This is a genomic window from Carnobacterium sp. (assembly GCF_045617425.1).
In the GTDB taxonomy this organism is placed as follows: domain Bacteria; phylum Bacillota; class Bacilli; order Lactobacillales; family Carnobacteriaceae; genus Carnobacterium_B.
The window spans coordinates 261240-286184 of sequence record NZ_JAZLIO010000009.1; the positions used below are offsets into that span (position 1 = coordinate 261240).

A 24945-nucleotide genomic window follows, 5' to 3' on the forward strand; every position below is an offset into this window, starting at 1 on the left:
CTCGCTAATTAAATAATCCCTTTAAAACCTTTCCATCAACAGCCTGTGGAAATTCCAACCCCATTGCATGCAAAAAAGTTGGTCCTTCATCAATTAAACGAGCTACAGGTATTCGTGCATCCACATTTATACCTGGTCCAGAAATAAATAATGTGGTTTCGTAGTTTTCTTTTTTGGGGCTATAGCCATGTGTTCCTTTATGAAAAGGAGTTGCTTCATTAGTTTTAATTTCTTCTAAAAACGGACCATTGCTATCGCTAATAAAATAATACCCTTTTTTTGCTTCAACTAAAAAACTGCACGTCTCATCTGCTCCCAAACAAGCGGCTTCTTCTTGAGTATAAATCGTTTCGATTTGTTCCGAATACTGTGTTAAAAGTTGGTGTACATCAGCTAGGTCTACTTCCGGTTTTGTATAGATATAGCAAGAACCATCTGCTCCCTTAGCTAAAACGTCCCACTCTTGAATCAGTCCATCTTTCGTTTCTTTTAGCCAGTCTTGTGCTTTGAACAATTGATTTAGTCTAACCACTGTGTGCGTGTCTAATTGGTAGTGATCACCAAATAGTGCTAACACGGTTTCTTCAAAGATTCCTTTTTCTTTCATAGCTGTAATGATTTGATTCAGATGATCATCCATGCGTCTAATAGCAGCCTTTGCTTCTTGGGAATCAACACCAAAATGATGTCTCGTACTGTCTAAATCAACTAGATGTATCGCCATTAAATCAGGGTTTTTAGAGTGAATCGTATCTACAATTCCAGCAGTTAAAAAATGATCTAATTCTGGTTGCTGAATACCTTTACGCATTTTGCCAAATTTACGCTCTAAATCTAAAACGAATTTTGGTGAAGATGACCACAACGAGATTAATGCTTGTGACTGCCAAGGACGATTGGCGAAAATTTCAGTTAAATTATACTTTATGGCTTTGTTTCGTCCAGTAACCGGCCATAAAAAAGAAGCAATCGTATATCCTGATTCATGAGCGATATCAAATAAAGTTGGAACTTTAATATCTTTAGCATACCAATGCCAATCCGGTGACTCTCTTTTTGGTTGTACATATGTATTGTTTGTAATACCGTGTTTATTAGGATATACTCCCGTAACAATTGATGTATGAGCCATATAGGTTAAAGATGGGTAAACCGTTTCTACTTTTTCTACTCTTGCACTTCGATCCAATAAATACTTAAATGTTGGAAGCGTTTGGGCATATTCTAAATCTTTTGCACCAAAAGCATCTAAAGAAATCATGTATAGACGTTGTTTCTGCATTCATTCTTCCCCCTTAATTAATTTATTATCCCACAAGCTTACTTTTAGAGAAAGAGCATCTGTGTTATATTTAAGTAAAGAATTTTAATTTTTTGTATACGTTAAGTAGCTTGGCAAACATTTCATTTTATCTATTTTTACAAAAAAAAAAACACTGATAAAATCAGTGTTTTTTCCGACAGTATTCATTTGCATAAATAGGTCCCGTGAATTCCACAAAACAGAGGGGTCCAAACACCTGCATCTTGCAGTTGTACCGAAGTACGGTTGTGCCCTGTCTAAAGTTCCAATCACTTGTCGCCGCAGCGAAATGACCGAAGTCACCTGATTGGAGGTCAACTCATCGCATGTATGTACTTTAACATGTTTATTTACTAAATACAAGTTATTTTCAATCATTTATTCATTGAGTTATCAAAACAAAAAATTTGAATTTCCTTTACCGCACTAGATCAAAAGGAATTATATCATCTTTGAACCTCTCACAAATCTTTCTCTTGTTGTTCTCCATGCATATCATTGGTACTAACAAAAAAGCTGTTCTATAATAGGGGTGATTCATTAGAAGAGTTTTTCTCATTCCTAGGCAAGACTTTAATTTAAGGAGGCCTTTTTATGAAAGAAGAAGTCATTATACATTATCTACAACGTCATGGCTTAGATGCAAAAACAGGTGATACCATTTTGGTTGAAAGAAAAACTCGGAATCGAAAATGGTATGCTACATTGTTAGGTAAGAATGAAACTGAAAAAATTTACCTGAATTTTGCTGAAAGAGAATTCGTTATATTGCCAATTGAAAAAGATTCTATGACCCCTATTGAAGGCGATTATGCCCAAGTTCCTTTAACAGAAGTTAAATCTATCTATTTCAAAAAGCAATCCAATTTCTATAACCTACTCATTCAATATAACGACGCTACTGCTACCGATGATCGAATAAAAAAATACAAAGTTCCTAAAGAAGTTGCCGATTGTCCTTGGCATAAAGAAAATCTGGAACGATTAATTGAACGTTTTGGTTTCAAGGAATCTACGTAATAGAAAAAACGATTTTTAGACTTTATTGTCTAAAAATCGTTTTTTTTTATCCTTAACGTAGGTAAAAGCAAATTGTTTGATTCTAGTTTTGAATGACTTCGATTTTATAGCCATCTGGATCTGTAATAAAAAAGAAGTTTGCTGCATTATCTGGAAGACTTTTTAAATCAGTTACTTCATAACCACTAGCTTTATATTCTTTTTGTGTTGCGCCTAAATCATCCACACCAATTGCAATGTGACCATATCCATTTCCAAGGGTATATGCTTCTTCTTGATCATAGTTATATGTCAATTCCAATTCATAGTCATCTCCATCCAAAGCTAGATAAACTAATGTAAATTTAAGTTCCGGAAAATCTAATCTCTTCGCTTCTTTAAAACCTAATACAGTTGTATAAAATTCCATCGATTTTTCTAAATCCTTCACACGAACACAAGTATGCAACATTTTTTTTGCCATCTGTCCTTCATCCTCTCATTACGATTATTTGTACTTCTTTATCTTAATGGTTTTTTATAAAGAGTTCAAAAAATATGTCATTCATGTATTTCCAATGGCAAATTATCTGGATCTTTAAAAAAAGTAAATCTTCCACCTGTGTACTCATCTATACGAATGGGTTCTGTTTCAATACCTTTTCCATTCAATGATTGAATGGCTTCGTCAAAATCATCTACATAAAAGCATAGATGTCTTAAGCCTGCCGCTTCTGGTTGAGTTGGCCGCTCTGTTGGATGAGGAAAAGAAAACAATTCAATTTCACTAGCCCCTAACTTTAAATCTAATTTGTAAGAATCCCGTTCTGAACGATAATTTTCTCTTAAGATTTCTAAACCTAATACTTCAGTATAAAATTGTTTTGATTTTTTATAGTCAGATGCAATGATTGCAACATGATGAATGCCTTTAATATTCATACAACATTCCTTCCATTAATTTTTAAATATCGCGGATCATTTCAATACTAGTAAATTCTACATTTTCATTATCCTCAATATCTTGAAGATAATGAAATCCAAGAGCTTCATAAAACTGACTACTCACTTTATCAGACTTAAGAAAACTAACCAATTGAGTGTTGTTTCCTAATAACTGTTGCATTTGTGTTAAATGATTTACCAAACGCGTTCCAATACCCTTTCTTAAATAATCGACATTGACATATAAAACAAAAACTTTCCCCACTTTAGAATCAACGATTCCACCGCCGATAACACCAATTACTTTTTCGTCTAACCGAGCCACAATCCAGCCACTCCATTTAGCCGATACTTCTTCAATTTCATTTAGGATTCTTTTAGGATTATAGTATTCTTCAACTTTTTCTTGAACTTTTTGTTTATCCTTTACAGCTTCAGCAGTACAAGCATACCCTTGTGTACAAATCGCAACAATTTCATCCACATCTTCAGCAGTTGCTAATTCGATACGAACTTCTTCAAAATCTGAAGATTCTCCAACTTTGATTGATTCCATAATTTTGCTCCTTTATTCAAATTCCTAATAAAGTATTCAGCTCTTACCCTTCTCAGCTGTACTTTCTTGGCTATTCTAAATTAGCATTAAATAACTCATTTGTCACGAGCTTACTGTTTTAATTTAAAACATTTTTTTGCCGTAACAGAATGATTTACGGTATACTTCATATAGTTTACTTTTTATAAGGAGGGATATGCTCAATTGACGATCAGTAATATCATATTGCAACAATTAGGCAGTATGTTTGTTCTTATTTTTTTCGGATACATACTTTTTAAAAAAAATGTCCTGAATATATCAGGAACTAAACAATTTGCTAATATGTTAGCAAATTTCATTACACCCGTACTTTTATTTATGTCTTTTCAGCAATCATATGAAGCTAATCAATTTAAATGGTTCTTAGCAACAATAGCCATCACAATCTTGTTGATGGCCGTGCGCATTTTAGTAAATCATTTTTTCTTACGCAATTCTTCTCGAACAGACCGTTACGCAACAACCTTTACAAATGCAGGGTTTATCGGGATTCCGCTAGTTCTCGCCGTTCTTGGCTATGAAGGAGTCTTTTTTGTATCGGCTTTTATTACTGTGACTAATATCGTGCAAAGAACTTATGGACTTTACCTTATTTCTGGAGATAAATCATTAATCACTCCTAGAAATTCTTTTTTGAATCCTGCTTCTTTAGGTTCTCTTCTAGGTTTAATTTTTTATTTACTTCAAATACAGTTGCCTACTATTTTCAGCGATTCTCTTTATACAATCGCGAATCTAAACACACCACTAGCTATGATTTTATTAGGCAGTTATGTTGCGCAGTCTAAATTAATGGATGTATTTACTCATCCACGAGCTTACTGGACTACTTTCTTATCCTTGATTCTATCTCCGCTTATCAGTATCTTTGTGCTATGGCTACTGCCTTTAGATAGCTATTTAGTCTATTTTGTATTAGCCATTGCATCTTCTGCTCCTATTGCTGTAAATACAGCCCTATTCTCACAGCTTTATGGTGGAGACTATGAATACGGTGCGCGCTTAGTGGTTTTATCTACTTTGCTCTCCATCATCAGTATGCCTATGGTTTTACAAATTGCTGAATTTGCGTTTTCAATGAACTAAAATAAGTATTAAAAAAGAAGCAACATTGAGAAGACAGTCTTCTCAATGTTGCTTCTTTTTCGCTATATAATAACAAATTTTATTTAATGCGGCCGAGAAGAGTCGAACTTCCACCAGGGTTACCCTGACCAGCCCCTCAAGCTGGCGCGTCTACCATTCCGCCACGACCGCTTATGATAACAACGACTATTATATCAATGCATTAATCAATTGTAAAGGTTTGTCGAAATCCCTTTTTTGCAAAAGATCCCGTTAATATCCCAACTAAACGTTTTTTTATTCCTCTTTCTTTCCACTTACCACTAATGAATAAATACTCACAATTTTTTGATATTATTGTATTTTCACCTTATTCTATTACTTTTATACTCCTTTGATTAAAATGGCAAAATAGTAGCTTAATGAACCATAACAAATCATCAAATGAAAAGACAATTTTGTATTCATAAAGTATACTTTGTTTATTAAAAGTCAAAAACTTTTGACATTGTAAAAGAAATGATTTATAGTTTGAACTATAAAATGTAAATAGTTTTTGACATATCATTTAAGGAGGAATAATTATGAATATTGGTCAACTTGGTTATTTTATCTCTTTTGTACTTTTAACTTTAGTCCTATGGATCTCATCCATTTATGGTGCTTACGCCGTTTACTATGCCTACTTCAAGTCAAAAGATGAACGCCAAAAATTTATTGTTCTACGCAGCACAGCTCATGCTTTTAGTATACTGCTCATTTTTTATCTCAGCTATTACATCCTAGAACTTATTGTAACTGCTGCTAATGTAAATCAACTAACTAGTCTTTGGAACCTACTTCATTTTGGAATGGCAGCTTCTAATCTTTCTATTGGAGTAGTCTCTGCAATGATGAGTGTCCTAGGAATCTGCTTATTTATCAACAAGAGAAAAACAGGCGGAGACTAATGAAAAATAAAATTGAACAATTACGTAAAGATAAAGGGCTGACACAAGCTGACTTAGCAAAAGCCTGTAATGTAACCCGCCAAACTGTTAATGCTATCGAAAACAATAAATATGACCCTACTCTACAACTGGCCTTTTCATTGTCTAAAATACTGAACACTGAAGTTGATAATCTCTTTACTCCAGACTGAATAGAATAGTTTCTCATAAATTCCCAGTATAAATCATAATACACCTATAATTATTCTGTCTATCAGACACTTTTATCTCCCGGTAGCTTTCTATTGCTTTATGCTTTATGGTATGATTAAAGATACCTACTATCCTTGTTGAGAAAGTTGCAAAGGATTGAAGAAGTTAAGTTTAGCTGTAGGCTCCGCTATTAAATTCTCTGATAGTTAGATGAGTAGAACTAGGTATAAAGGGTTAAAAAACGAGTATTAGAAAGGTGATATAATTGAATTTTAAAGAGTTCGAAGAGTATTTAGACGCTAATTTGGGAAGTAAAAGTATCTTTTTCGAAAAAGCTATGGACGATCAACTTAGACGTAACGGCAGAAGACCCCCCGCAAAAAGATGGAATGAAGCAAAATTAGAACGAGCAGTTAATAGAATGTGGACAGATATCGTTAGAAGTATCTATGATAAATTCAAAACAACAATTAATACAAAGTCATCTGATCCTTATCAAGCTTGGATTGAATTTTTTGAAAAAAATGAAGCTTTAGAAAATTTAGATGAAATGATGAATGATTTAGAATTTGAATAATTTGACGGAATCATTATCTGCATAAAAAAAGAGTTCTGACATTTGTCAGAACTCTTTTTTTACTCTACTTTTTATTTAAGTCTCAAGGTAATGAGCTTACATCATGCCGCCCATTCCAGGATCCATTCCCATTCCGCCCATTGGAGCATCAGGTTTTGGTTGGTTTGCAACAACCGCTTCAGTTGTTAACAATAGTGCTGCAACACTAGCTGCATTTTGCAAAGCCGAACGAGTTACTTTAGTTGGGTCAATGATCCCAGCATCAATCATGTTTACCCATTCATCAGTAGCTGCATTATATCCTACGCCTAAGTCCACACTTTTTAGTTTTTCAACAATGACAGATCCTTCAAGACCAGCATTTGTTACGATTTGGCGAACAGGTTCTTCAAGAGCACGAATCACAATTTTCACACCTGTTGCTTCATCGCCTGTTGCTTCAATTTCTGATACTTTACGTTGAACATTGATCAACGCTGTTCCACCACCAGAAACGATTCCTTCTTCAACAGCTGCACGAGCTGCATTTAAAGCATCTTCAATACGTAATTTACGTTCTTTTAATTCTGTTTCAGTAGCAGCTCCAACTTTAATAACTGCAACTCCGCCAGAAAGTTTAGCTAGACGTTCTTGTAATTTTTCTTTATCAAATTCAGAAGTTGTTTCTGCTGCTTGAGCTTTAAGCAAGGCTACACGGTGTTGGATAGATTCTGCTGAACCAGCTCCTTCAACGATCGTGGTAGCATCTTTCGTCACAACTACTTTACTTGCATGACCTAATTGACTGATTTCAGTATCTTTCAATTCAAGACCTAAATCTTCAGTAATAACCGTTCCGCCAGTTAAGATAGCAATATCTTCAAGCATAGCTTTACGACGATCACCGAATCCAGGAGCTTTAACTGCTACAACATTAAATGTTCCACGCAATTTATTCAATACTAATGTTGGAAGAGCTTCTCCATCAACATCATCCGCAATGATTAACAATGGACGTCCTTGTTGTAAAATTTGTTCCAATAAAGGTAGAACTTCTTGAATATTTGAGATTTTTTTATCAGTAATTAAAATATAAGGGTTTTCTAAGTTTGCTTCCATTTTATCGTTATCTGTTACCATGTATTGAGAAAGGTAACCACGATCAAATTGCATTCCTTCAACTACACCTAATTCTGTTTCGATTCCTTTAGATTCTTCAATTGTAATAACACCATCTGTTCCAACGCGTTCCATTGCTTCTGCAACCAATTCTCCTGTTTCATTACTTCCTGAAGAAATAGCAGCAATTTGAGCAATTGATTCTTTTGAATCTACTTTTTTAGAAATAGCCAACAATTCTTCTACAGCAACTTTTGTTGCCATTTCAATTCCGCGGCGAATACCAACAGGGTTAGCTCCAGCTGTTACGTTTTTCAATCCTTCTCGAACGATAGCTTGAGTTAAAACGGTTGCTGTTGTAGTACCATCTCCAGCAATATCATTTGTTTTAGAAGCAACTTCTGAAACAAGTTGGGCTCCCATATTTTCAAAATGATCTTCTAATTCAATTTCTTTTGCAATTGTAACACCATCGTTTGTAATAAGTGGTGAGCCGTAAGATTTTTCTAAAACAACATTTCTTCCTTTGGGTCCTAATGTTACTTTAACAATATCTGCTAAAATATCTACTCCACGTAGCATTGATGCACGTGCATCTTCAGAAAATTTAATATCTTTTGCCATTTTTTCCTTCACCTCATCCATTTAGTTTGTTCATTTGCCTTTATTTATCTGATTAATCTATGACTGCAACGATATCGTGCTCTTTTACCACTAAATATTCTTTTCCATCGTACTTCACTTCTGTTCCAGCGTATTTTTCAAACAATACGGTATCGCCTACTTTAACGGACAAAGCTACTGTCGATCCGTTTTCTAAAACACGACCTTCCCCAACAGCTATTACAGAACCTGTTTGAGGTTTTTCTTGAGCTGAACCCGGTAAAACAATCCCGCTGATTGTTTTTTCTTCTTCTTTAGCAACTTCAATGATGACACGATCTCCTAATGGTTTTAACACGTAAATCCCTCCATCTAAATTATTTCTTCATCTTTAGCACTCAAACATACCAAGTGCTAAACTACTTCTTTATAATAACAAATATAAAAAAGATTGCAAGAATTTTAAACTTGATTTCGATCCCTTTTTAACTAGCGCTCGGTTTATTGAACAGGGTTCGATGACATCTATTGTTATACCCCTTTTTACACCTTTTATGTTATACTGAAAAACGAAGTTATTTTCAGTTTATTTGGTCGCTATCTACTAAACTGTATATAAACGAGTGTACGCTATCTTGAAAAAAAGAAGGTTTTAATCATATGAAGAAACTTACGAGTCACACATCGATTTTAATTATTTTATTTTATTTAATTGCTCAATTTTTACCGATCATCATCATTTCTCTAGCTCCCAAAAATCTCCATACTGAAGCTTCCGTTTACGGGACGATTTTTAGTTTTACTTTAGGCGCAATAGGTATGATCTTACTTAATCGAAAATCTACCATACGAAATTCTTTGACATTAAGCCCATCATTACCTAGAAAAAGTATTATTTACTGGGGTATTGCCGGAATCCCACTAGTGCTTTTCGCTCAATACATGGCAAACTTAATTGAAACTTTACTATTAGGAATTCCAATAGATTCTGTTAATACTCAAAATATACTTGTGTTCGTTGACAATTATCCAATTTACATAATTGTTGTCTCTATTATGGGACCAATTATGGAAGAATTTGTCTTCAGAAAAGTTATTTTTGGTTTTTTATATGACCTCACTGGTGGAATAGGTGCTGCAGTGATCAGTTCTCTTATATTTGCTTTTATGCATTTTGATGGACATATTTTATTGTACTCTGCTATGGCTTTTGTCTTTTGTTTTCTATATAGTAAAACTAAAAATATTGCCACTCCCATTATTACCCATATTATTATGAACACAGTAGTTATATTAGTAAATTTCTTATAAGTATGTGCTAAGTGTAGAAAGGAATTTTCATTTGATAAATAAACGTAATTTTATAATGCAAATCATTTTTACTTACTTGATGTCAGGAGTATTCATCTGGTTTGCGATTAGTTCTGTACAGGATACCGGTTGGTCATTTTTTTCTGTCCTCTATGTCGTTTTTTCTACCAGTTATTTCGTTAGAGCTTCAAAAATACTTGAAGTTTACTTTAAAATAAAAAAAGGACCCAAACCATAAAACGGTTTGGGCTTTTTTTACGCATTTTCAGGTTTGTAATGATCTAGGAAATAAATCAATGTTTGTAGTTCATTGGTTAGATCAACATTTTGAACTCTCACATTGTCTGGTACAGATAATCTAATAGGAGTAAAATTCAAAATTCCTCTTACATTTGCTTCAACTAAGCGTTCAACTGTTGCTTGTGCTACATCTGATGGAATAGTAATAATGACAATTTCGATTTGCTGAATTTTCAATTGTTCAACCATATCATCCATATGATAAATAGGAACACCACTTAAAATAGTGCCAACAATTTCTTCGTTTATATCAAAAGCTGCACTTATTCGCATGTTGTTGCTTTGATGGAAGTTATAGTTTAATAAAGCATGTCCTAAGTTCCCTACTCCGATTAAGGCAACGTTGGTTAATCGGTCTTGTTTAAGTGTTTTGCTAAAGAAATTCATTAAATCTTCAACATCGTATCCGTATCCTCTTTTTCCTAAAGCACCAAAATAAGAGAAGTCTCTCCGAATTGTTGCACTATCCACCTTAATAGCATCACTCAATTCAGTTGAAGAAACACGTACTTTTCCGGAATCATGTAAGAATCGCAAATAGCGATAATATATTGGCAATCGCCTAGCCGTTGCATTGGGTATTTTCTTCTCTACCATTCTTTTTTCCTCCATCAGTCATTAGTCTACTTTCATGATTGATTCGTTGTTTCATTTCACAAGCAAATCGTTATATTTTTTTCTTCACAATCTTTTTTTAGTGAACGTTCTTATTATATCATTTTTTGGTTTTAATACTACCACTAATTTCAAAAAATAATGACAACCTTTTTCTCACTACTTATTATCTTATTAAAATTCACAAGAAAGATTGTGAAGCCGCTTCTAAAAAGTTAGCTTTTCTTGGATTGTAATTTCCCTCGTCCTCAATATGTGCTAAACTATTATTGAGAATGATGAAATGAGGACCAAAACTATGATTCTATTACAAGCGCAACATGTTGCTCGTTATTTTGGAGCAGATGTGTTATTTGAAAATATTTATTTAGAGATTCAAGAAAACTCACGCATTGCATTAGTCGGTAGAAATGGTACCGGAAAATCAACACTTTTAAAAATGATTGCGGATATCGAGCAGCCTGATGCTGGAAAGATTGTCAAAGGAAAACAAGTGACTATTGGTTATTTAGCTCAAAACACTGGCTTATCTTCTGAAAAAAGTATTTGGGATGAAATGCTAACAGTCTTTGAACCGGTCATTCAATTAGAAAAAGACATGCGCAATATTGAACAACAACTCGGAGATCCTGTATTACTTTCTAATGAAGAACTCTATAAGTCAACTTTAAACCGCTATGATCACCTTCAAAATCGCTTTCGTGAAGAAAACGGCTTTAGTTATCAAGCTGAGATTCGTTCTGTCTTGCATGGGTTTCGTTTTTACGAAGACGATTATTCTAAACACATCAGCCAGCTTTCTGGTGGACAAAAAACTCGATTAGCTTTAGCCAAGTTATTATTAGAAAAGAAAGACTTATTGATTCTTGATGAGCCTACAAACCATTTAGATATCGAAACGTTGAGTTGGTTAGAAAATTATTTACAGTCTTATACTGGAGCACTACTGATTGTCTCTCATGACCGTTACTTTCTAGATAAAGTAGTCAATGAAGTTTATGAGATCAGTCGTCAAAAAATCTCTCATTATAAAGGAAATTATTCGAGATACCTGGACTTAAAGGCTGCTCAACTTGAACAAGAATGGAAAGAATTTGAAAAACAACAAGGTGAAATAGCAAAACTAGAGGATTTTGTCAGTCGCAATTTAGTCCGTGCTTCAACAACTAAGCGCGCACAAAGCCGACGTAAGCAATTAGAAAAAATGGACCGGATCGATAAACCTCAAGGAGATGAAAAGTCTGCTCGCTTCTCTTTCAAATCAGAAAAAGAAAGTGGAAATGTTGTCTTAACTTTGGCTAATGGTGCCATTGGCTATGATGATACTATTTTATCTAGTCCTATTGAATTAGATGTTCGAAAATACGATTCGATTGCATTAGTGGGGCCAAACGGAATTGGAAAATCAACTTTATTAAAATCCTTAATTGGACAACTTCCTTTGATTCAAGGCGAAAAGCACATAGGAACAAATGTATTACTAGGTTATTATGACCAAGAACAATCTGATTTAAATTCAACGAAATCTGTATTGGCTGAGCTCTGGGATGAACATCCGACTACTCCTGAAAAAGACATTCGCTCCATTTTAGGTAGTTTCCTATTTTCTGGTGCTGATGTGGAAAAATCGGTCTCTTCACTAAGCGGAGGAGAAAAAGCACGATTGGCTCTAGCTAAGCTGGCGATGAATAAAAACAATTTTCTAATGTTAGATGAACCAACAAACCATTTGGATATCGATAGTAAAGAGGTTTTAGAAAATGCTTTAATTGATTTTGATGGAACCTTACTATTCGTTTCTCATGACCGCTATTTTATCAACCGAATTGCAACAACGATCATTGAACTCTCTGAGAATGGCAGTACCCTTTACTTAGGTGATTACGACTATTACCTTGCAAAAAAAGCTGAACAAGAAGAATTACGTTTATTGGCCGAAGCGAAGGACACTGAAACGTCCAAAGTTGAAATCACTCCAACTGTCAAAGGAAATCGTGAAATCAACAAAGCTGAACAAAAAATACTTCGTCAACTGACACGTCGCATTGAAACAATCGAAGTAGAAATGGATGAACTTGAAACGATTATTAAAAACTGTGAAACACAATTAATTGATCCAGAAGTATTTGGTGACCATTTACGTGTACAGGAACTGAACACAGAAATTAACGTTGCTCAAGAAAATCTAGACAGGTTAGTGAGTGAATGGGAAGAAAAAAGTTTGCAATTAGAAGAATTACAATAAAATCAAAATAAAAAGGAAGAGACTTTTGTCTCTTCCTTTTTATTTTGATTTAGAAAGCAGAACTAAATCTTTTGTTCTCATTATTAGTTAAATGTTAATCCTGGTTTAGCATTCAACGCATAATCCGTAAATTGATCTTTTTGATACTGAACAGAAGCAGCAGCTCCAATCATAGCTGCATTATCTCCGCACAGCGACAATGGTGGGATGACCAAGTCTACATTTGGCAATTCTTCAGCTATAACTTTCGTAAGCGTATCACGCAGCCCTTTATTTGCCGCTACTCCTCCTGCCAAAACTAATTGCTTTATATTAAATTCTTTAGCAGCTCTTAGCGTTTTTGAAACTAAAACTTCAATCACACTTGCCTGAAAACTAGCAGCTAAATTTATGTCATTTAGCGGTTCTCCTTTTTGATTGGCATTATGGACAGTATTGATAAAAGAACTTTTTAATCCACTAAAACTAAAATCATAGTTATCTTCTTTCAACATAGCTCTTGGGAAATGATAAGTATCTTCTCCAAGATGAGCCATCTCGTCTATTTTTTTCCCGCCAGGATAAGGCAATCCTAATACGCGACCGATTTTATCATAGGCTTCTCCTGCTGCATCATCTCTTGTTTCGCCAATAATTGTGTAATCTCCATCTTCTTTCATATAAACCAACTCAGTATGTCCCCCACTAACAACTAATGCTAAGAGTGGAAAAACAAGCGGTTTAATCAAACGATTGGCATAAATGTGGCCAGCCATATGATTAACAGCAATCAACGGTAATTGATGTGCAAAAGCAACGGACTTTGCAGCGTTAACTCCAATCAACAGTGCACCAACTAATCCTGGTCCTTGTGTAACAGCTACTGCTGAAAGGTCTTCATAATTAACGTCCGCTTCAATCATCGCTTCCTCAATACATTGGGTAATCTGTTCAACATGATGTCGACTGGCTATTTCAGGTACTACTCCACCAAAACGCATATGACTTTTTATTTGTGAAGCAACAATATTTGAATGAACAATCATCCCGTCTTCAACCACAGCCACACTGGTTTCATCGCAACTCGATTCAATTGCTAAAATTAGATTTCTCTTTATAGTCATGCTTTCACTCTTTCTGTACTAGAATCTATTCAACCTATATCTGTATTTTTTAAATCTTCAGCTGCATGATCAAGGCATGATCAACTGGGTCATGGTAATAATTCTTACGTAGCGCAATCATTTCAAAACCAACTTTTTCATATACAGCAATCGCAGCTTTATTTTGCTCTCGAACTTCTAAAAAGACTGTTTTGATATCTTCAGATTTTACCTGTTTGATAAATGCTCTTAGAAAGGATTGGCCGATTCCTTGATTTTTAAAAGGCTTTAGAATTCCAAATGTGGTGATTTCTACCTCATCAAAAAGTTGAGTATACCCTATAAAACCAACTTTTTCTGCATTTTGCAAAGCTATTCCGTATTTGTTCTGGGATCCTGCTAATTCACTTTTATATGATTCAATAGGCCAAGGGCTCCCATTAGGATAACTGCTTTCAGCCAATTGAAATAATTCATAAGCTGTTAAATTCCCGTTTTGATTAAATAAAAAAATTGTCTCTTCCTTTAAATAATTATTCATTGTTTAATTCCTCATAACGGCTTACTCATTTCTAGTGCATCTTCTCGGTCACCGGTATAGTAAGCTTTTTTTATCTTTCCTTTTTCAAAACCTAGTTTACTGTACAATCGTTGTGCAGTTTCATTAGAGACACGAACCTCTAAACTCATTCTTTTCATGCCTTCATGTTGGGAAATTATCTGCAATTCCGAAATCAAAAAGGTAGCAATCCCTTGTTTTTGATGAGCTGGAATGACAGCAACATTTGTAACATGAGCTTCTTCATCGACTAACCACGCGCCGATAAAGCCAATTGCTTGATTAGATTTTCGAGCAATTAAGTAGATAGAGCGAGTATTTGTTTTGATTTCATTTTCTAACGCTTTTTTATTCCACGGTGTTTTCCCATTGTAACAAAGCGTTTCTATTTTTAAAATAGTAGAAATATCAGCTTCTGAACCAATCGAAACTTGCAAAAGTGAGCCATCATCCAACTGAAAGGTTTTATTTTTTAATTGCGCTCGTTTCGCCAGCTTTTTGTTGTGACTTGTTTGACTAATAGGGGTAAAGACTTCCTCATTAATAAACCACTGCTTAAACTTTTTCAACATAAGATTCCTCCAGTTGATCTGGATGCTCTTTACGCCAATTTTCCTCCGCTTCTGCTAGTTTCAAATAGTCAGGTATGAACATGTGTACATCTACAGGTTCTTCCTTTATCCCTAATAAACCTAAAACACCAGCTTTTGGCAGATGATCTTTTAATGGCGCTTCAAACACCCGGTCCGTTAAATGCTGTTCAAATGTATCTATATACAAAGAACGGTCTTCTCCAATTAATTCAAACGTGCCTTCTCTTTTACTTAAATGCTCAGCCCATAATTCTGCTGAAATATGCGCATCGGGTTCAACTTGAACCAAATTCCCCTTTTGCCATTGGTATAAACCGGTATAAATATTTTTACGACGTGCATCAAATAAAGGAACAAGATAGTGTGTTGAGGATTCGCAATTTCCAGCTAGTGTTTTCAAACTAGAAATACCAACTAATTCAATACCCAAAGTCCACGCTAACGTTTTAGCAATCGTTACACCAATTCGCAAACCAGTGTAAGAACCCGGCCCTTTAGCAACCACTATTCTATCTAGTTCACTAGGTTTCCATTGAACATCATTCATTAACTCGTCAATAGCAGGCATCAGACTCTCACTATGATTCCGTTTAATAGTTGTCGTAATTTCTCCTATAATTCTTTCTCCATCTAACACTGCAATACTCATTGCTTGATTAGAAGTGTCTATTGCTAATACCTTCATGAGACAACTCCTTTTTATATGACTAGGCCACTTATTCTAATTTTATTTTAGCACATATCTTAAAAAAACTTAAATTCCTTATTTCCCAAACTAATCTGAAAGCGTATTAGTTGATTTTTTATTTACAAGAAGTTATGCTTCTTTATGTAAAAGATATTTATTATCTCATCTCCAAAATTTTTAAGTTTACACTTAAAATTTTAGTTAGATAATAGGTTCACCGCCAAAAAATCTAGTTTCATAGGAGGAATTGAACATGGAAAAAGATAACGGAATGAAAGATAAAGCAAAAGGTATTAAAGACAAAGTCGTTGGAGAAGCCAAAGATTCATATGGTGATGCTACAAACGACCATAGCAAACAAGCTGAAGGTAAAGCTCAAAAAGCCAAAGGCGAAGTTCAAAAAAAGGTCGGCAAAGTGAAAAGCGACTTAGATGACAAGAACAACAAGTAACCTTTAAACTTGTTTCCCCCTAAAGAGTACTGCTAACGTAGTGCTCTTTTTAACTTAACTTATTTTTTACTAAGGAGATTATAATATGGCTAACATCCTAATCACTGGTGCAACGGGAACCATTGGAGAAGTTTTAACAACTCATCTTAAAAAGAACCATAAGTTAACTTTAGTAGATATCGATTTTTCTGAGTCAGATAAAGAACTTGTAGATGGTACCATTACAAAAGAGTTAGATTTATCCGTTTTAGATAACTGGAATGGCCTATTAAATGGAGCAGATTACGTCATTCAATTAGCTGGAGATCCTAGCCCTGACGCAGAACTTTATGATAGTCTTTTAGATTTAAATTATAAGATTCCACATAATCTTTACTTAGAAGCTTCCAAAAGTGAATCCATCAAACGGATTATTTTTGCTAGTTCAATCCATTCTGTTGATGCCTATCCGCGAAATGTACAAGTCGCTACAAATGATCCCGTACGTCCTGCTGATTTGTATGGAGTGTCTAAAGTCTATCTAGAAGGTTTAGCAAGCCATTACGCTTTTACAACCGGGCTAGAATCGATTGGCCTTCGGATTGGAGATTTTAAAGGCGATGAATTGCCTGCATTAGCTACTCCGGATGCCATGTCCAATTACTTATCAGGCAAAGATATGTGCCATCTTGTAGACTGCTGTTTAACTGCAACATTGAAAGAACCTTTCTTACTGGTTAATGGTATCTCGAACAATACTTTCCCACGTTTAGATATTGACCAAGCTCGCGTTGATATTGGCTACCAACCACAAGATGACGGTTTTAAACTACTCGGTTACTTTACAAAAGATGAATAAAAAAGGCTTTGTTACTCTAAAATAGAGTAACAAAGCCTTTTTACTATTTTTCTATTTACTTGGATAACTTTTCCGGACCATTTTCACTTCATAAACTGCTTTTATAACTATAGCTACGAGCGCTCCTAATATTGCTCCAAATGGACCAAATAGCAGGATACAAGCAATAGTCGAAATAAAGGTGTACAGAGGTCTTACACCAATCTCTCTACCTGTGACAAACGGTTCAGCAATTTGACGGATAACATTGATAACGATGTACAATAATCCTAGTTGCCAAGCCAATGTGGTATTTCCCATAAAGAAATGAATTAATGCCCATGGAATCATAATGATTCCACTTCCTAAAATTGGAACCATATCTACAATAGCAATCCCTAAAGCTTTTAATCCCCAATGATCAATTCCAATGATAACAAAACCTATGCACAGTAGGATAAAGGTCAACACCGATAATTTTAATTCCGCTTTAAAATACCCTTTGATTCCTTTTGCTGATTGAGATAAAATTTCTTTTATATCATTCATTTTTACTCCTCATTTCTTCATTCATTTCTTCTATTGTACAAGAAGAATGAATTGATGCAATCCAACTTGAGTAGTATCTTTAAAGCTACAAAAAATCACCTTAATCGATACATTTTTTTCTCCTGTATCGATTAAGGTGATTTAAAGTATATGTGATCATTTTTAGGTTAACTTATTTATATTTTCTTTCTTTTAGATAAAGGCCATAATTACAAAATTAAGAACAAACAGTCCTGTTGAGATCCATAATACGGGATGAATGTCTTTTGTTTTTCCTTTAGCAACTTTAACAATAACATAGAAAATGAATCCTGCAGCAATACCATATGAAATACTATAAGACAATCCCATAAATATTGAAGCAAAAAATGCTGGAATGGCTTCTTCCAAGCTTTCCCAATTGATTTCTAAGAATGATGACATCATCATTACACCTACTAATATTAAAGAAGCCGAGGTTGCTTGAGTTGGTACAAGTGCTACTAGTGGTGAAAATAAACTTGTTAATAAGAATAATACAGCTACCACAACACTTGTCAAACCAGTTCTTCCACCAGCACCAATACCGGCCGCACTTTCAACATAAGTTGTTGTATTTGAAGTCCCAAAAATTGCTCCTGCAGAAGTTGCAATTGCATCTGCAAATAATGCTTTGTCCATTTTTGTTTTGAAACCAGCACTATTGTCTAGTGCTAGTTCGTCTTCAGCACTAAATATTCCTGTTTTACGACCAGTCCCAATAAAGGTTCCAATAGTATCAAATATATCCGATAAACTAAAAGCAAAAACCGTCATAATAACTAGAGGTAAGCGTGAAACATCTGTAAATAATGAAATCATTCCTTCATTACCGAATGCTGCACCAAAAGTTGTTCCTAATTCTGAGAAAGCATTTCCTAGTGAATTAGCTGGATTAGATACGACAGATAAATCAACCACTCCCATTGGAATTCCAATAATTGTTGTAAGAATGATTCCTATCAAAATAGCACCTTTAACATTTTTAACTAATAGAATCACTGTAATGATTAAACCAATCAAGGCTAATAATGATCCAGGACTTGTAAAATTCACTAATGCAGGAACAATTCCTCCACCAGTTACAACACTTGAGATACCATCTGGATAAGAAGAAGCTGCATCAAAAGGTGCATTGTTGATTGTTTCAATATTGCCAGGCTCTGAAGTAAATTGAAGAAAACCTGCATTCTTAATCCCGATATAAGCAACAAAAACACCGATTCCAGCACTGATTGCATGTTGCAGACTTTCTGGAATTGAATGGATGATTAATTTACGTACTTTTGTTACCGTAATTAAGATATTTACTATTCCACAGATAAACACCATTGCTAAAGCCTCTTGCCATGAAAAACCTAGTGCAAAAACAACTGTATACGTAAAGAATGCGTTCAATCCCATTCCAGGAGCTTGTGCATAAGGGACATTTGCAAATAATCCCATTACTAACGTACCAATAGCAGCAGCTATTATAGTAGATAAGAAAACAGCTTGTGTAGGCATACCTGTTAAAGATAAAATTGCTGGGTTAACAAAAATAATATACGACATTGCAAAAAAAGTTGTTAGACCTGCCGTGATTTCAGTGCTTACTTTAGTGCCATTTTCTTTCAATTTAAAAAACTTTTCCATTTTACTATTTCCTCACTTTTTTTGTATTACAAGTGAACCTGAATAGTTAAACCTACTGAGTTTTAGTTTTTCTACCTAACTGCATCGTAAAAATATAAGGACAAAAAAATAATTCTAAATAATCGCAGTTCTTCCAATATGTCTAATGACTCTCTAAATAAACCTAAATGAGTTTATTTAGAACCAATAGTCTGAACATTTACGGTGTCCGGTAGAAACTTAAAGCCCATATCGCTTAATTATATTCGGTTCTAAACATTGCATTTCCAATTATAGAAGATGATTCATTATAAAACAACCATATAATAAATATTCCATCAAATTAATTAACTAATCGTTCGTGTTTCGCCTGTAAAAATCAGTTATATTAAGAATATATAAAAAATAAAGCTTCAATCCCTCTTATTTGTTTTTAATTCTTAACCGCTTTCTTATTTTTTTCGTTAGTTTATTGTTATACCCATCTAATTTCAAACCCTTTAATAAAGCGTTCTCTTTTTCATTTCATCTAGAATACGTTACAATAGTTTTATAATTAACAAGGGGGTATTTTTTATGGATTTCACACAAATAAAAGGCTATGATGAATTAGATTCAAATCAAATCAGTTGGTTAGCAAATGTTTATGCCCAACATATGGATACGTTGGATGATCCTGTAAAATATAATTTAGAAAATATTAAAAAAGTTTCCTGGAACAACGGTCTCCAAACTGTAGACATTCACTTTGTTAATGGTGAACTTGTTCATTACAATAGCACTGGTGAATGGACTTACGAGTAGGGTAATTTTATCATTCATAAAGAGCACCAAAACAATTGAATGTTTTGGTGCTCTTTTTATTGTTTCAAAACTGTTTTTTTTTTACTTTCGGTTAATAGTATAATTAGTAATAAACAACAGGAGGGGTTGTTATGGTCTCAAAAAAAACTGAAATCAAAGGCTATTTCGACTTAGATGAGGAACAAATGCAAATTCTTAGTTTAGTTTATGCTCGCCACATGGATACCTTGCATAACCCTCCAGAATACACTATGGATAACATCGTTGAAATCAACGTCGATTCTAAACGAAACTTTGTATCTATCACATTCAAAAACGGTAAAATTTCCCACTATACAGCTGATGGTTCTTGGTATTGAACTTTAAAAAAATTTGTGACATAAGCAAATAAGGTTGAGCAACAAGCCTCAACCTTATTTTGCTGTATTCAAGTTATTTTTATTACCTCATTGTAACAAATTCTTCCGATCCAGTAGGATGAATAGCAACTGTATTGTCAAAATCTGCTTTTGTTGCTCCCATTTTTATGGCCACAGCAAATCCTTGGACCATTTCATCCAAACCTCTTCCAAGTCCATGCAAACCAATTACTTTTTCATTTTCACCTTGGCATACTAATTTCATATACGTTTTTTGTCTGTTAGCTGTTATGGAACTGTGCATAGAAGTAAAAATGGATGTATACACTTTAATATCTGCTTCACCATAGGTTTCCTTTGCTTCTTCTTCGGACATTCCAATCGTTCCGATTGGCGGGTGACTAAAGATAACGGTTGGAATATTCGTATAATCCAAAAACTCGTTTGGTTTATTATTGAATAAGCGCTCAGATAATCGACGTCCTGCGGCAATAGCAACTGGAGTTAATTCTATACGACCGACTACATCTCCAATAGCATAAATATTATTAGCTGTAGTATTTTGGTACTTATCAACTTTAATGTATCCGCCATCGTTTAATTCGACATCCGTTACCGCGAGATTTAAATTTTTTGTATTTGGTTCACGACCAATTGCCCAAATGATAGCATCTGTTGTATGTGAAGAACCGTCCTCAAAATGAATAGTGACAGAACCATCTTCATTTTTTTTCACTTCTTTAGGAACAGCATGGATATGTAAAGCTGCTCCTTCTTTAGCCATTGTTTCAACAAGTCCTTCGACAATAATTGAATCAAAATTTCTTAGCGGTGCATGTTTTCTAACAAATAAATGCGTATCTGAACCTAACCCATGTAAAACACCTGCTAATTCAACAGCAATATACCCAGCTCCTACAACAGCTACTCGCTTAGGTAGTTCCGTTAGCTCAAAGAAACCATCTGAGTCCATCCCATATTCTGCTCCAGGAATTTCTGGCCAAGCTGGACGACCACCTGTAGCAATTAAGAAATGATCCGCTGTATAATGCTCTCCGTTAACTTCAACAGTATGTGCATCGACAAATGTTGCATAGCCGTTGATTAAATCGACTTTATTATTATTTAAGTTCTTTTGATAAATAGTATGCAATCGAGAGATATATCCCTCTCTATTTTTTACTAATTTTTCAAAATTTAATTGACGATCCTTACTTGTAATGCCGTAATCTTCTCCGTATAGTTCCATATCTTCCATTATTTGAGCGCCATGCCACATAACTTTTTTAGGAACACACCCTACATTGACACAGGTTCCGCCAATAGCGTTGCCTTCAATCAAAGCTACTTTCGCTCCGTACATTCCAGCACGATTAGCTGAAGCAATACCGCCGCTTCCTCCACCAATTGCAATGTAATCATACTTTATAACCATTAACTATTCCTACTTTCTTTATGTTTTCAATTTGCTGTAAGCTTTTTCCCAAAGACTATTCACTTGCTTATTCGTCTTCTATTAACAAGTTTAACTCATTTTCTGGTTTTAAAGTATCCTCAAAATAATAATAATACTCACCTAATTTATATCGATAATTGTCTCTTTCGATCCAAGGCTTATGTTTTCCACAGTAATGAATAAATACTACTTTTTCTTCTACCCATTCATTTGAAAATTTACGTGGAAAAACACGGTTTAATTGGGAATAAAAACGGGCATCCAAATTATAGATTTGCCAATCAGCTTCTTTGACCTCTTTCCAATACAAATAATTAAAAATGTCTTGATCAGGAAGAACTAACCGTTTCTTATTGATTTTTATAGCTGCAAATATTTCCTCCCGATTACGCGTCTTTCTGATTAATGGAAGGTTCATTAATATAACGCCTGTATTAAAATAATCTTCAGATGATAGTGTTCCTAATCGAATATTATTAATGGGTTGTATCCATTTTGTTGCGTAATCATGTGTGGTCGCTACAAATAAGTTCCCCTCAAAATTTTGTTCATAAAAGGATGAAAAAGGTTGTAAATTTACAATGTCAGGGTCAAGATACAAGATTCTGTCTAATTCTGTTGGCAATACAAATGGAGCTAACAAGCGATAATACATTTCAATTGAATAGTATCGATTAACCACAACTTCTTCTGAAAAAAGATTTTTGCAGTCTATTGAAAAAAATGTATGCTCATATTCGGTTATAAATTGTTGCACTTCGGTAATTTTTTTTTGCGGTATATTTTGATGCATCAGATAAACAGTAATTTCTTCTTTATCATTTGAACGAAAAATAGAACGAAGAACAGTATACAATGGATCTAAATAATTTTCATTAAGTGTAAATAATAAGTTCATAACATTTCTCCTATATCCTGTTGCTTATTTTATAGTTCAATTGTTACTAATTTTTTTTAATGTACTATTTTCAAATATTCTTTCTTCCATCAACTTAGTATTTACTTTAAATTATGAATTAAAAAAGTTTAAGTTGCAATCAAAGTAGTTTAAAAAATACTATTTTATAAAAAAAATTACTATACCTCGCAGCGCACATTTTTTTTTTTACTTTGATTTAATGTATACTGAAATTAATGAATTTATTTTATAATACAAAGGAGAATTTCATGAAAAAAGATGCATCATTTTATTGGACATTATTTTTATCTACCTTCACATTAAGTGCTTTTACATTTGGTGGAGGCTATGTAATTGTTCCTCTTATGCAAAAACGTTTTGTAAAGGAATTAAAATGGATCACAGAAGAAGAAATGCTCGACTTAGTAGCGATTGCTCAATCTTCTCCTGGACCAATCGCGGTTAATGCTTCAATTATTATTGGTTACCGCATGGCTGGCATTCGAGGAGCTCTCTTGTCTGTATTAGGAACTTCTGTACCTCCACTTATAATCATTACAATTGTTTCTTATTTTTATTTAGCTTTCCGTGATAATGCAATTGTAAATGCTGTATTGTTTGGTATGCAAGCTGGAGTCGCAGCTGTCATCGTAAATGTCGTTATTGACATGGTCAAAGGAATTACGAAAAACAAAAAAATCCTACCCATCATTGTCATGTTTTTTGCTTTCTTAGCAGCTGCCTTTACATCAATTAATATTGTCATTATTTTATTTATTTGTGGCGCAATAGGTGCGTATACAACCTATAGAGAGTCACATATACCTAAAGGAGGGCTAAACAAATGATTTATTTGCAATTATTTTGGAGCTTTTTCCAAGTTGGAGCTTTAAGTTTTGGAGGCGGTTATGCAGCCTTGCCTTTAATTCAAGAACAAGTAGTAGAGCAAAACAATTGGTTGTCTAGTACAGAGTACATTGATATTCTAACAATCTCTCAAATGACACCTGGTCCAATCGCTTTAAATGCTTCTACCTTTGTAGGGACAAAAGTAGCCGGAATCCCCGGTTCACTGATAGCTACGTTAGGATGTATCACACCTTCTGTTATTATTGTGCTGCTTTTAGCAGTACTCTATTATAAATACAAAGGGTTGTCTTTAGTCCAAGGAGTTATTAAAGGCTTGCGTCCAGCTGTTGTGGCTTTGATTGCTTCGGCAGGGTTGTCTATTCTATTAACTGCTTTGTTTAATAGCGATTCCCTTCCAATTGAATGGGTCGAATTAGATTGGATTTCCTTGATTTTGTTTGGTATTGGCTTAATTTTACTGCGCAAAACAAAAATTGGACCAATATTTGTCATGTTGACGGCGGGACTAGTTAGACTCATAATTTATGGAGTAACCACACTCATCTAAAAAAATAATAATTCTTTTAAAGTTAAATCATTTGTGAATCTTTTTGTCTGCTTTATACTAAAGAAAAAGAGTCAATTAAAGCACTTTCATTTCGCATAGTTCCCCTAGAAAGTAGGTGTTTAAATGTTTGAATTAGAATACAGCGAAATCTTTCTCCGCTTAATCTTAGCTGTTGCAGTTGGAAGCGTAATTGGCTATGAGCGTGAGATAAAAGGGCATGATGCTGGTTTACGCACACATATCTTGGTATGTGCCGGTGCCTGTATCATTACCTTAGTTCAACTACAAGTCACGTACAGTACTGTTGAAATGGGGTTAAGCCAACCAGATTTAGCTCAAGTACTAAATACAGATATGACTCGGATGCCAGCTCAAATCATCAGTGGAATCGGATTCTTAGGTGCCGGTACAATTATTGTGACTAAAAAAAGTGTTACCGGACTGACAACAGCTGCTTCTATTTGGACTATTGCTGGTTTAGGTATAGCGGTTGGTATGGGAAGCTATTTTTTAGCTCTAATGGGTTGTTTAGTCATTTTACTTGTTTTACGTGTGATCAAAAAGCTCTTCCGTGTTCAAAGTTCAAAGAGAATTGAAATTTATTATGTAAATCGTGAAGAGACAAAAGAATTTCTTACTAGTTATTTTGCTAGTATGCGAATCAATGTTCTCGGCTTAGATTACAGTGTAGACACTAATAATATTGAAAAAAATAGTTACATTAACCTTTACACACTTAGTTTACCGGATACCAAATCGATTGCTTCTGTAGTAGAAGATCTATCAGAATTTGAATATATTCGTCGTATTCATACGTTAAGAGAAAATTAAAAAAGAAC

30 protein-coding genes, 1 tRNA gene and 1 riboswitch are annotated in these 24945 nt (G+C 34.3%); of the genes, 15 read left to right on the top strand and 16 right to left on the bottom strand.

From position 1 onward, the window contains the following. Positions 1–4 precede the first annotated feature (4 nt). Positions 5–1282, bottom strand: a complete 1278-nt coding sequence (locus ACKI3H_RS04485) for an alkaline phosphatase family protein (protein WP_407371079.1) — start codon at positions 1280–1282, stop codon at positions 5–7. A 615-nt stretch (positions 1283–1897) separates the two neighbouring features. On the opposite strand from ACKI3H_RS04485, the gene ACKI3H_RS04490 reads away from it, so the two are divergent. After that, on the top strand, positions 1898–2323 hold the full coding sequence (locus tag ACKI3H_RS04490) for a hypothetical protein (RefSeq protein WP_407371080.1): 426 nt from the start codon (positions 1898–1900) through the stop codon (positions 2321–2323). Between the two features lie 82 nt (positions 2324–2405). On the opposite strand, the gene ACKI3H_RS04495 is transcribed toward ACKI3H_RS04490, so the two are convergent. The 3 genes from ACKI3H_RS04495 to ACKI3H_RS04505 form a co-directional block, all read right to left on the bottom strand. Beyond that, on the bottom strand, positions 2406–2786 hold the full coding sequence (locus ACKI3H_RS04495; RefSeq protein ID WP_407371081.1) for a VOC family protein: 381 nt from the start codon (positions 2784–2786) through the stop codon (positions 2406–2408). Positions 2787–2863: 77 nt separating this feature from the next. Continuing rightward, complete coding sequence (locus ACKI3H_RS04500) at positions 2864–3244, bottom strand: VOC family protein (protein ID WP_407371082.1); 381 nt, start codon at positions 3242–3244, stop codon at positions 2864–2866. Between the two features lie 22 nt (positions 3245–3266). After that, complete coding sequence (locus ACKI3H_RS04505) at positions 3267–3803, bottom strand: GNAT family N-acetyltransferase (protein WP_407371083.1); 537 nt, start codon at positions 3801–3803, stop codon at positions 3267–3269. A 204-nt stretch (positions 3804–4007) separates the two neighbouring features. Here ACKI3H_RS04505 and ACKI3H_RS04510 point away from each other — a divergent pair, with 204 nt between their 5' ends. Continuing rightward, the gene (locus ACKI3H_RS04510; protein WP_407371084.1) at positions 4008–4931 is read left to right on the top strand and encodes an AEC family transporter; all 924 of its coding nucleotides are present in this window, start codon (positions 4008–4010) and stop codon (positions 4929–4931) included. Between the two features lie 87 nt (positions 4932–5018). On the opposite strand, the gene ACKI3H_RS04515 is transcribed toward ACKI3H_RS04510, so the two are convergent. Next, positions 5019–5102 (bottom strand) — tRNA-Leu (locus tag ACKI3H_RS04515). Positions 5103–5494: 392 nt separating this feature from the next. Here ACKI3H_RS04515 and ACKI3H_RS04520 point away from each other — a divergent pair. From ACKI3H_RS04520 to ACKI3H_RS04530, 3 genes are all read left to right on the top strand, one after another. After that, positions 5495–5860 (top strand): hypothetical protein, encoded by a 366-nt coding sequence (locus ACKI3H_RS04520; RefSeq protein ID WP_407371085.1) that lies wholly within the window; start codon positions 5495–5497, stop codon positions 5858–5860. Beyond that, positions 5860–6051, top strand: a complete 192-nt coding sequence (locus tag ACKI3H_RS04525; protein ID WP_407371086.1) for a helix-turn-helix transcriptional regulator — start codon at positions 5860–5862, stop codon at positions 6049–6051. The genes ACKI3H_RS04520 and ACKI3H_RS04525 overlap by 1 nt, the downstream gene beginning before the upstream one ends. 266 nt (positions 6052–6317) lie before the next feature. Further along, positions 6318–6629, top strand: coding sequence for a hypothetical protein (locus ACKI3H_RS04530; protein WP_350450648.1), 312 nt, complete (start codon positions 6318–6320; stop codon positions 6627–6629). A 96-nt stretch (positions 6630–6725) separates the two neighbouring features. Here the strand turns inward: ACKI3H_RS04530 and groL are convergent, their stop codons facing one another. Next, complete coding sequence (gene groL / locus ACKI3H_RS04535) at positions 6726–8351, bottom strand: chaperonin GroEL (RefSeq protein WP_407371087.1); 1626 nt, start codon at positions 8349–8351, stop codon at positions 6726–6728. Positions 8352–8403: 52 nt separating this feature from the next. Beyond that, positions 8404–8688 (bottom strand): co-chaperone GroES, encoded by a 285-nt coding sequence (gene groES, locus ACKI3H_RS04540; protein ID WP_407371088.1) that lies wholly within the window; start codon positions 8686–8688, stop codon positions 8404–8406. 302 nt (positions 8689–8990) lie between these two features. Here groES and ACKI3H_RS04545 point away from each other — a divergent pair, with 302 nt between their 5' ends. Further along, the gene (locus tag ACKI3H_RS04545; protein WP_407371089.1) at positions 8991–9641 is read left to right on the top strand and encodes a CPBP family intramembrane glutamic endopeptidase; all 651 of its coding nucleotides are present in this window, start codon (positions 8991–8993) and stop codon (positions 9639–9641) included. Between the two features lie 79 nt (positions 9642–9720). Then, positions 9721–9879, top strand: coding sequence for a DUF4305 domain-containing protein (locus ACKI3H_RS04550; protein ID WP_407371380.1), 159 nt, complete (start codon positions 9721–9723; stop codon positions 9877–9879). A gap of 17 nt (positions 9880–9896) precedes the next feature. Here the strand turns inward: ACKI3H_RS04550 and ACKI3H_RS04555 are convergent, their stop codons facing one another. Further along, positions 9897–10538, bottom strand: a complete 642-nt coding sequence (locus ACKI3H_RS04555; RefSeq protein WP_407371090.1) for a redox-sensing transcriptional repressor Rex — start codon at positions 10536–10538, stop codon at positions 9897–9899. A 316-nt stretch (positions 10539–10854) separates the two neighbouring features. On the opposite strand from ACKI3H_RS04555, the gene ACKI3H_RS04560 reads away from it, so the two are divergent. Then, positions 10855–12801: an ABC-F family ATP-binding cassette domain-containing protein gene (locus ACKI3H_RS04560; RefSeq protein ID WP_407371091.1), complete on the top strand. Its 1947-nt coding sequence runs from the start codon at positions 10855–10857 to the stop codon at positions 12799–12801. 83 nt (positions 12802–12884) lie between these two features. Here ACKI3H_RS04560 and tsaD read toward each other — a convergent pair whose 3' ends face one another. The 4 genes from tsaD to tsaB are packed head-to-tail and all read right to left on the bottom strand — an operon-like array spanning position 12885 to position 15720. After that, the gene (gene tsaD, locus ACKI3H_RS04565) at positions 12885–13904 is read right to left on the bottom strand and encodes a tRNA (adenosine(37)-N6)-threonylcarbamoyltransferase complex transferase subunit TsaD (protein WP_407371092.1); all 1020 of its coding nucleotides are present in this window, start codon (positions 13902–13904) and stop codon (positions 12885–12887) included. A gap of 49 nt (positions 13905–13953) precedes the next feature. Continuing rightward, positions 13954–14424, bottom strand: coding sequence for a ribosomal protein S18-alanine N-acetyltransferase (rimI, locus tag ACKI3H_RS04570; protein WP_407371093.1), 471 nt, complete (start codon positions 14422–14424; stop codon positions 13954–13956). A gap of 11 nt (positions 14425–14435) precedes the next feature. Beyond that, positions 14436–15014, bottom strand: coding sequence for a ribosomal protein S18-alanine N-acetyltransferase (rimI, locus tag ACKI3H_RS04575; RefSeq protein ID WP_407371094.1), 579 nt, complete (start codon positions 15012–15014; stop codon positions 14436–14438). After that, complete coding sequence (gene tsaB / locus ACKI3H_RS04580; protein ID WP_407371095.1) at positions 14998–15720, bottom strand: tRNA (adenosine(37)-N6)-threonylcarbamoyltransferase complex dimerization subunit type 1 TsaB; 723 nt, start codon at positions 15718–15720, stop codon at positions 14998–15000. Before tsaB ends, rimI (ACKI3H_RS04575) begins: the two co-directional genes overlap by 17 nt. Before the next feature lie 256 nt (positions 15721–15976). On the opposite strand from tsaB, the gene ACKI3H_RS04585 reads away from it, so the two are divergent. Next, on the top strand, positions 15977–16174 hold the full coding sequence (locus ACKI3H_RS04585; protein WP_035020045.1) for a CsbD family protein: 198 nt from the start codon (positions 15977–15979) through the stop codon (positions 16172–16174). An 85-nt stretch (positions 16175–16259) separates the two neighbouring features. Then, positions 16260–17012: an NAD-dependent epimerase/dehydratase family protein gene (locus ACKI3H_RS04590; protein ID WP_407371096.1), complete on the top strand. Its 753-nt coding sequence runs from the start codon at positions 16260–16262 to the stop codon at positions 17010–17012. Between the two features lie 51 nt (positions 17013–17063). Here the strand turns inward: ACKI3H_RS04590 and ACKI3H_RS04595 are convergent, their stop codons facing one another. Both ACKI3H_RS04595 and ACKI3H_RS04600 read right to left on the bottom strand, forming a co-directional pair. Then, positions 17064–17540 carry an AI-2E family transporter gene (locus tag ACKI3H_RS04595; protein WP_407371097.1) on the bottom strand — a complete coding sequence of 159 codons (477 nt, stop codon included), beginning with the start codon at positions 17538–17540 and terminating at the stop codon, positions 17064–17066. Positions 17541–17732: 192 nt separating this feature from the next. Then, entirely contained in the window at positions 17733–19193 is a 1461-nt protein-coding gene (locus ACKI3H_RS04600) for an NCS2 family permease (RefSeq protein ID WP_407371098.1), read from the bottom strand. Between the two features lie 167 nt (positions 19194–19360). Continuing rightward, positions 19361–19461, bottom strand: a riboswitch (purine riboswitch). A 287-nt stretch (positions 19462–19748) separates the two neighbouring features. Here ACKI3H_RS04600 and ACKI3H_RS04605 point away from each other — a divergent pair. Beyond that, positions 19749–19976, top strand: a complete 228-nt coding sequence (locus ACKI3H_RS04605; RefSeq protein ID WP_407371099.1) for a glutathione reductase — start codon at positions 19749–19751, stop codon at positions 19974–19976. Between the two features lie 131 nt (positions 19977–20107). Then, positions 20108–20335, top strand: a complete 228-nt coding sequence (locus ACKI3H_RS04610; RefSeq protein ID WP_407371100.1) for a glutathione reductase — start codon at positions 20108–20110, stop codon at positions 20333–20335. Positions 20336–20417: 82 nt separating this feature from the next. Here ACKI3H_RS04610 and gorA read toward each other — a convergent pair whose 3' ends face one another. Further along, the gene (gene gorA, locus ACKI3H_RS04615; protein ID WP_407371101.1) at positions 20418–21770 is read right to left on the bottom strand and encodes a glutathione-disulfide reductase; all 1353 of its coding nucleotides are present in this window, start codon (positions 21768–21770) and stop codon (positions 20418–20420) included. Positions 21771–21837: 67 nt separating this feature from the next. After that, positions 21838–22689, bottom strand: a complete 852-nt coding sequence (locus tag ACKI3H_RS04620; RefSeq protein WP_407371102.1) for a glycosyltransferase family 8 protein — start codon at positions 22687–22689, stop codon at positions 21838–21840. A gap of 269 nt (positions 22690–22958) precedes the next feature. On the opposite strand from ACKI3H_RS04620, the gene ACKI3H_RS04625 reads away from it, so the two are divergent. From ACKI3H_RS04625 to ACKI3H_RS04635, 3 genes are all read left to right on the top strand, one after another. Beyond that, positions 22959–23537, top strand: coding sequence for a chromate transporter (locus ACKI3H_RS04625; protein WP_407371103.1), 579 nt, complete (start codon positions 22959–22961; stop codon positions 23535–23537). Continuing rightward, entirely contained in the window at positions 23534–24106 is a 573-nt protein-coding gene (locus tag ACKI3H_RS04630) for a chromate transporter (RefSeq protein WP_407371104.1), read from the top strand. Before ACKI3H_RS04625 ends, ACKI3H_RS04630 begins: the two co-directional genes overlap by 4 nt. A 123-nt stretch (positions 24107–24229) precedes the next feature. Beyond that, positions 24230–24937, top strand: coding sequence for an MgtC/SapB family protein (locus tag ACKI3H_RS04635; RefSeq protein WP_407371105.1), 708 nt, complete (start codon positions 24230–24232; stop codon positions 24935–24937). The last annotated feature ends 8 nt before the right edge of the window (positions 24938–24945 follow it).

Excerpts from the sequence above, each read along its gene's own strand:
- ACKI3H_RS04550 (WP_407371380.1), top strand. The coding sequence starts at position 9,721 with ATGTCAGGAGTATTCATCTGGTTTGCGATTAGTTCTGTACAGGATACC.
- ACKI3H_RS04525 (WP_407371086.1), top strand. The coding sequence starts at position 5,860 with ATGAAAAATAAAATTGAACAATTACGTAAAGATAAAGGGCTGACACAA.
- ACKI3H_RS04605 (WP_407371099.1), top strand. The coding sequence starts at position 19,749 with ATGGATTTCACACAAATAAAAGGCTATGATGAATTAGATTCAAATCAA.
- rimI (WP_407371093.1), bottom strand. The coding sequence starts at position 14,424 with ATGAATAATTATTTAAAGGAAGAGACAATTTTTTTATTTAATCAAAAC.
- ACKI3H_RS04505 (WP_407371083.1), bottom strand. The coding sequence starts at position 3,803 with ATGGAATCAATCAAAGTTGGAGAATCTTCAGATTTTGAAGAAGTTCGT.
- ACKI3H_RS04555 (WP_407371090.1), bottom strand. The coding sequence starts at position 10,538 with ATGGTAGAGAAGAAAATACCCAATGCAACGGCTAGGCGATTGCCAATA.
- ACKI3H_RS04595 (WP_407371097.1), bottom strand. The coding sequence starts at position 17,540 with ATGAATGATATAAAAGAAATTTTATCTCAATCAGCAAAAGGAATCAAA.
- ACKI3H_RS04600 (WP_407371098.1), bottom strand. The coding sequence starts at position 19,193 with ATGGAAAAGTTTTTTAAATTGAAAGAAAATGGCACTAAAGTAAGCACT.
- ACKI3H_RS04630 (WP_407371104.1), top strand. The coding sequence starts at position 23,534 with ATGATTTATTTGCAATTATTTTGGAGCTTTTTCCAAGTTGGAGCTTTA.
- ACKI3H_RS04495 (WP_407371081.1), bottom strand. The coding sequence starts at position 2,786 with ATGGCAAAAAAAATGTTGCATACTTGTGTTCGTGTGAAGGATTTAGAA.
- rimI (WP_407371094.1), bottom strand. The coding sequence starts at position 15,014 with ATGTTGAAAAAGTTTAAGCAGTGGTTTATTAATGAGGAAGTCTTTACC.
- tsaD (WP_407371092.1), bottom strand. The coding sequence starts at position 13,904 with ATGACTATAAAGAGAAATCTAATTTTAGCAATTGAATCGAGTTGCGAT.
- ACKI3H_RS04585 (WP_035020045.1), top strand. The coding sequence starts at position 15,977 with ATGGAAAAAGATAACGGAATGAAAGATAAAGCAAAAGGTATTAAAGAC.
- ACKI3H_RS04625 (WP_407371103.1), top strand. The coding sequence starts at position 22,959 with ATGAAAAAAGATGCATCATTTTATTGGACATTATTTTTATCTACCTTC.
- tsaB (WP_407371095.1), bottom strand. The coding sequence starts at position 15,720 with ATGAAGGTATTAGCAATAGACACTTCTAATCAAGCAATGAGTATTGCA.
- ACKI3H_RS04520 (WP_407371085.1), top strand. The coding sequence starts at position 5,495 with ATGAATATTGGTCAACTTGGTTATTTTATCTCTTTTGTACTTTTAACT.
- ACKI3H_RS04590 (WP_407371096.1), top strand. The coding sequence starts at position 16,260 with ATGGCTAACATCCTAATCACTGGTGCAACGGGAACCATTGGAGAAGTT.
- ACKI3H_RS04485 (WP_407371079.1), bottom strand. The coding sequence starts at position 1,282 with ATGCAGAAACAACGTCTATACATGATTTCTTTAGATGCTTTTGGTGCA.
- ACKI3H_RS04610 (WP_407371100.1), top strand. The coding sequence starts at position 20,108 with ATGGTCTCAAAAAAAACTGAAATCAAAGGCTATTTCGACTTAGATGAG.
- ACKI3H_RS04560 (WP_407371091.1), top strand. The coding sequence starts at position 10,855 with ATGATTCTATTACAAGCGCAACATGTTGCTCGTTATTTTGGAGCAGAT.
- gorA (WP_407371101.1), bottom strand. The coding sequence starts at position 21,770 with ATGGTTATAAAGTATGATTACATTGCAATTGGTGGAGGAAGCGGCGGT.
- ACKI3H_RS04500 (WP_407371082.1), bottom strand. The coding sequence starts at position 3,244 with ATGAATATTAAAGGCATTCATCATGTTGCAATCATTGCATCTGACTAT.
- groL (WP_407371087.1), bottom strand. The coding sequence starts at position 8,351 with ATGGCAAAAGATATTAAATTTTCTGAAGATGCACGTGCATCAATGCTA.
- ACKI3H_RS04490 (WP_407371080.1), top strand. The coding sequence starts at position 1,898 with ATGAAAGAAGAAGTCATTATACATTATCTACAACGTCATGGCTTAGAT.
- ACKI3H_RS04635 (WP_407371105.1), top strand. The coding sequence starts at position 24,230 with ATGTTTGAATTAGAATACAGCGAAATCTTTCTCCGCTTAATCTTAGCT.
- ACKI3H_RS04620 (WP_407371102.1), bottom strand. The coding sequence starts at position 22,689 with ATGAACTTATTATTTACACTTAATGAAAATTATTTAGATCCATTGTAT.
- ACKI3H_RS04545 (WP_407371089.1), top strand. The coding sequence starts at position 8,991 with ATGAAGAAACTTACGAGTCACACATCGATTTTAATTATTTTATTTTAT.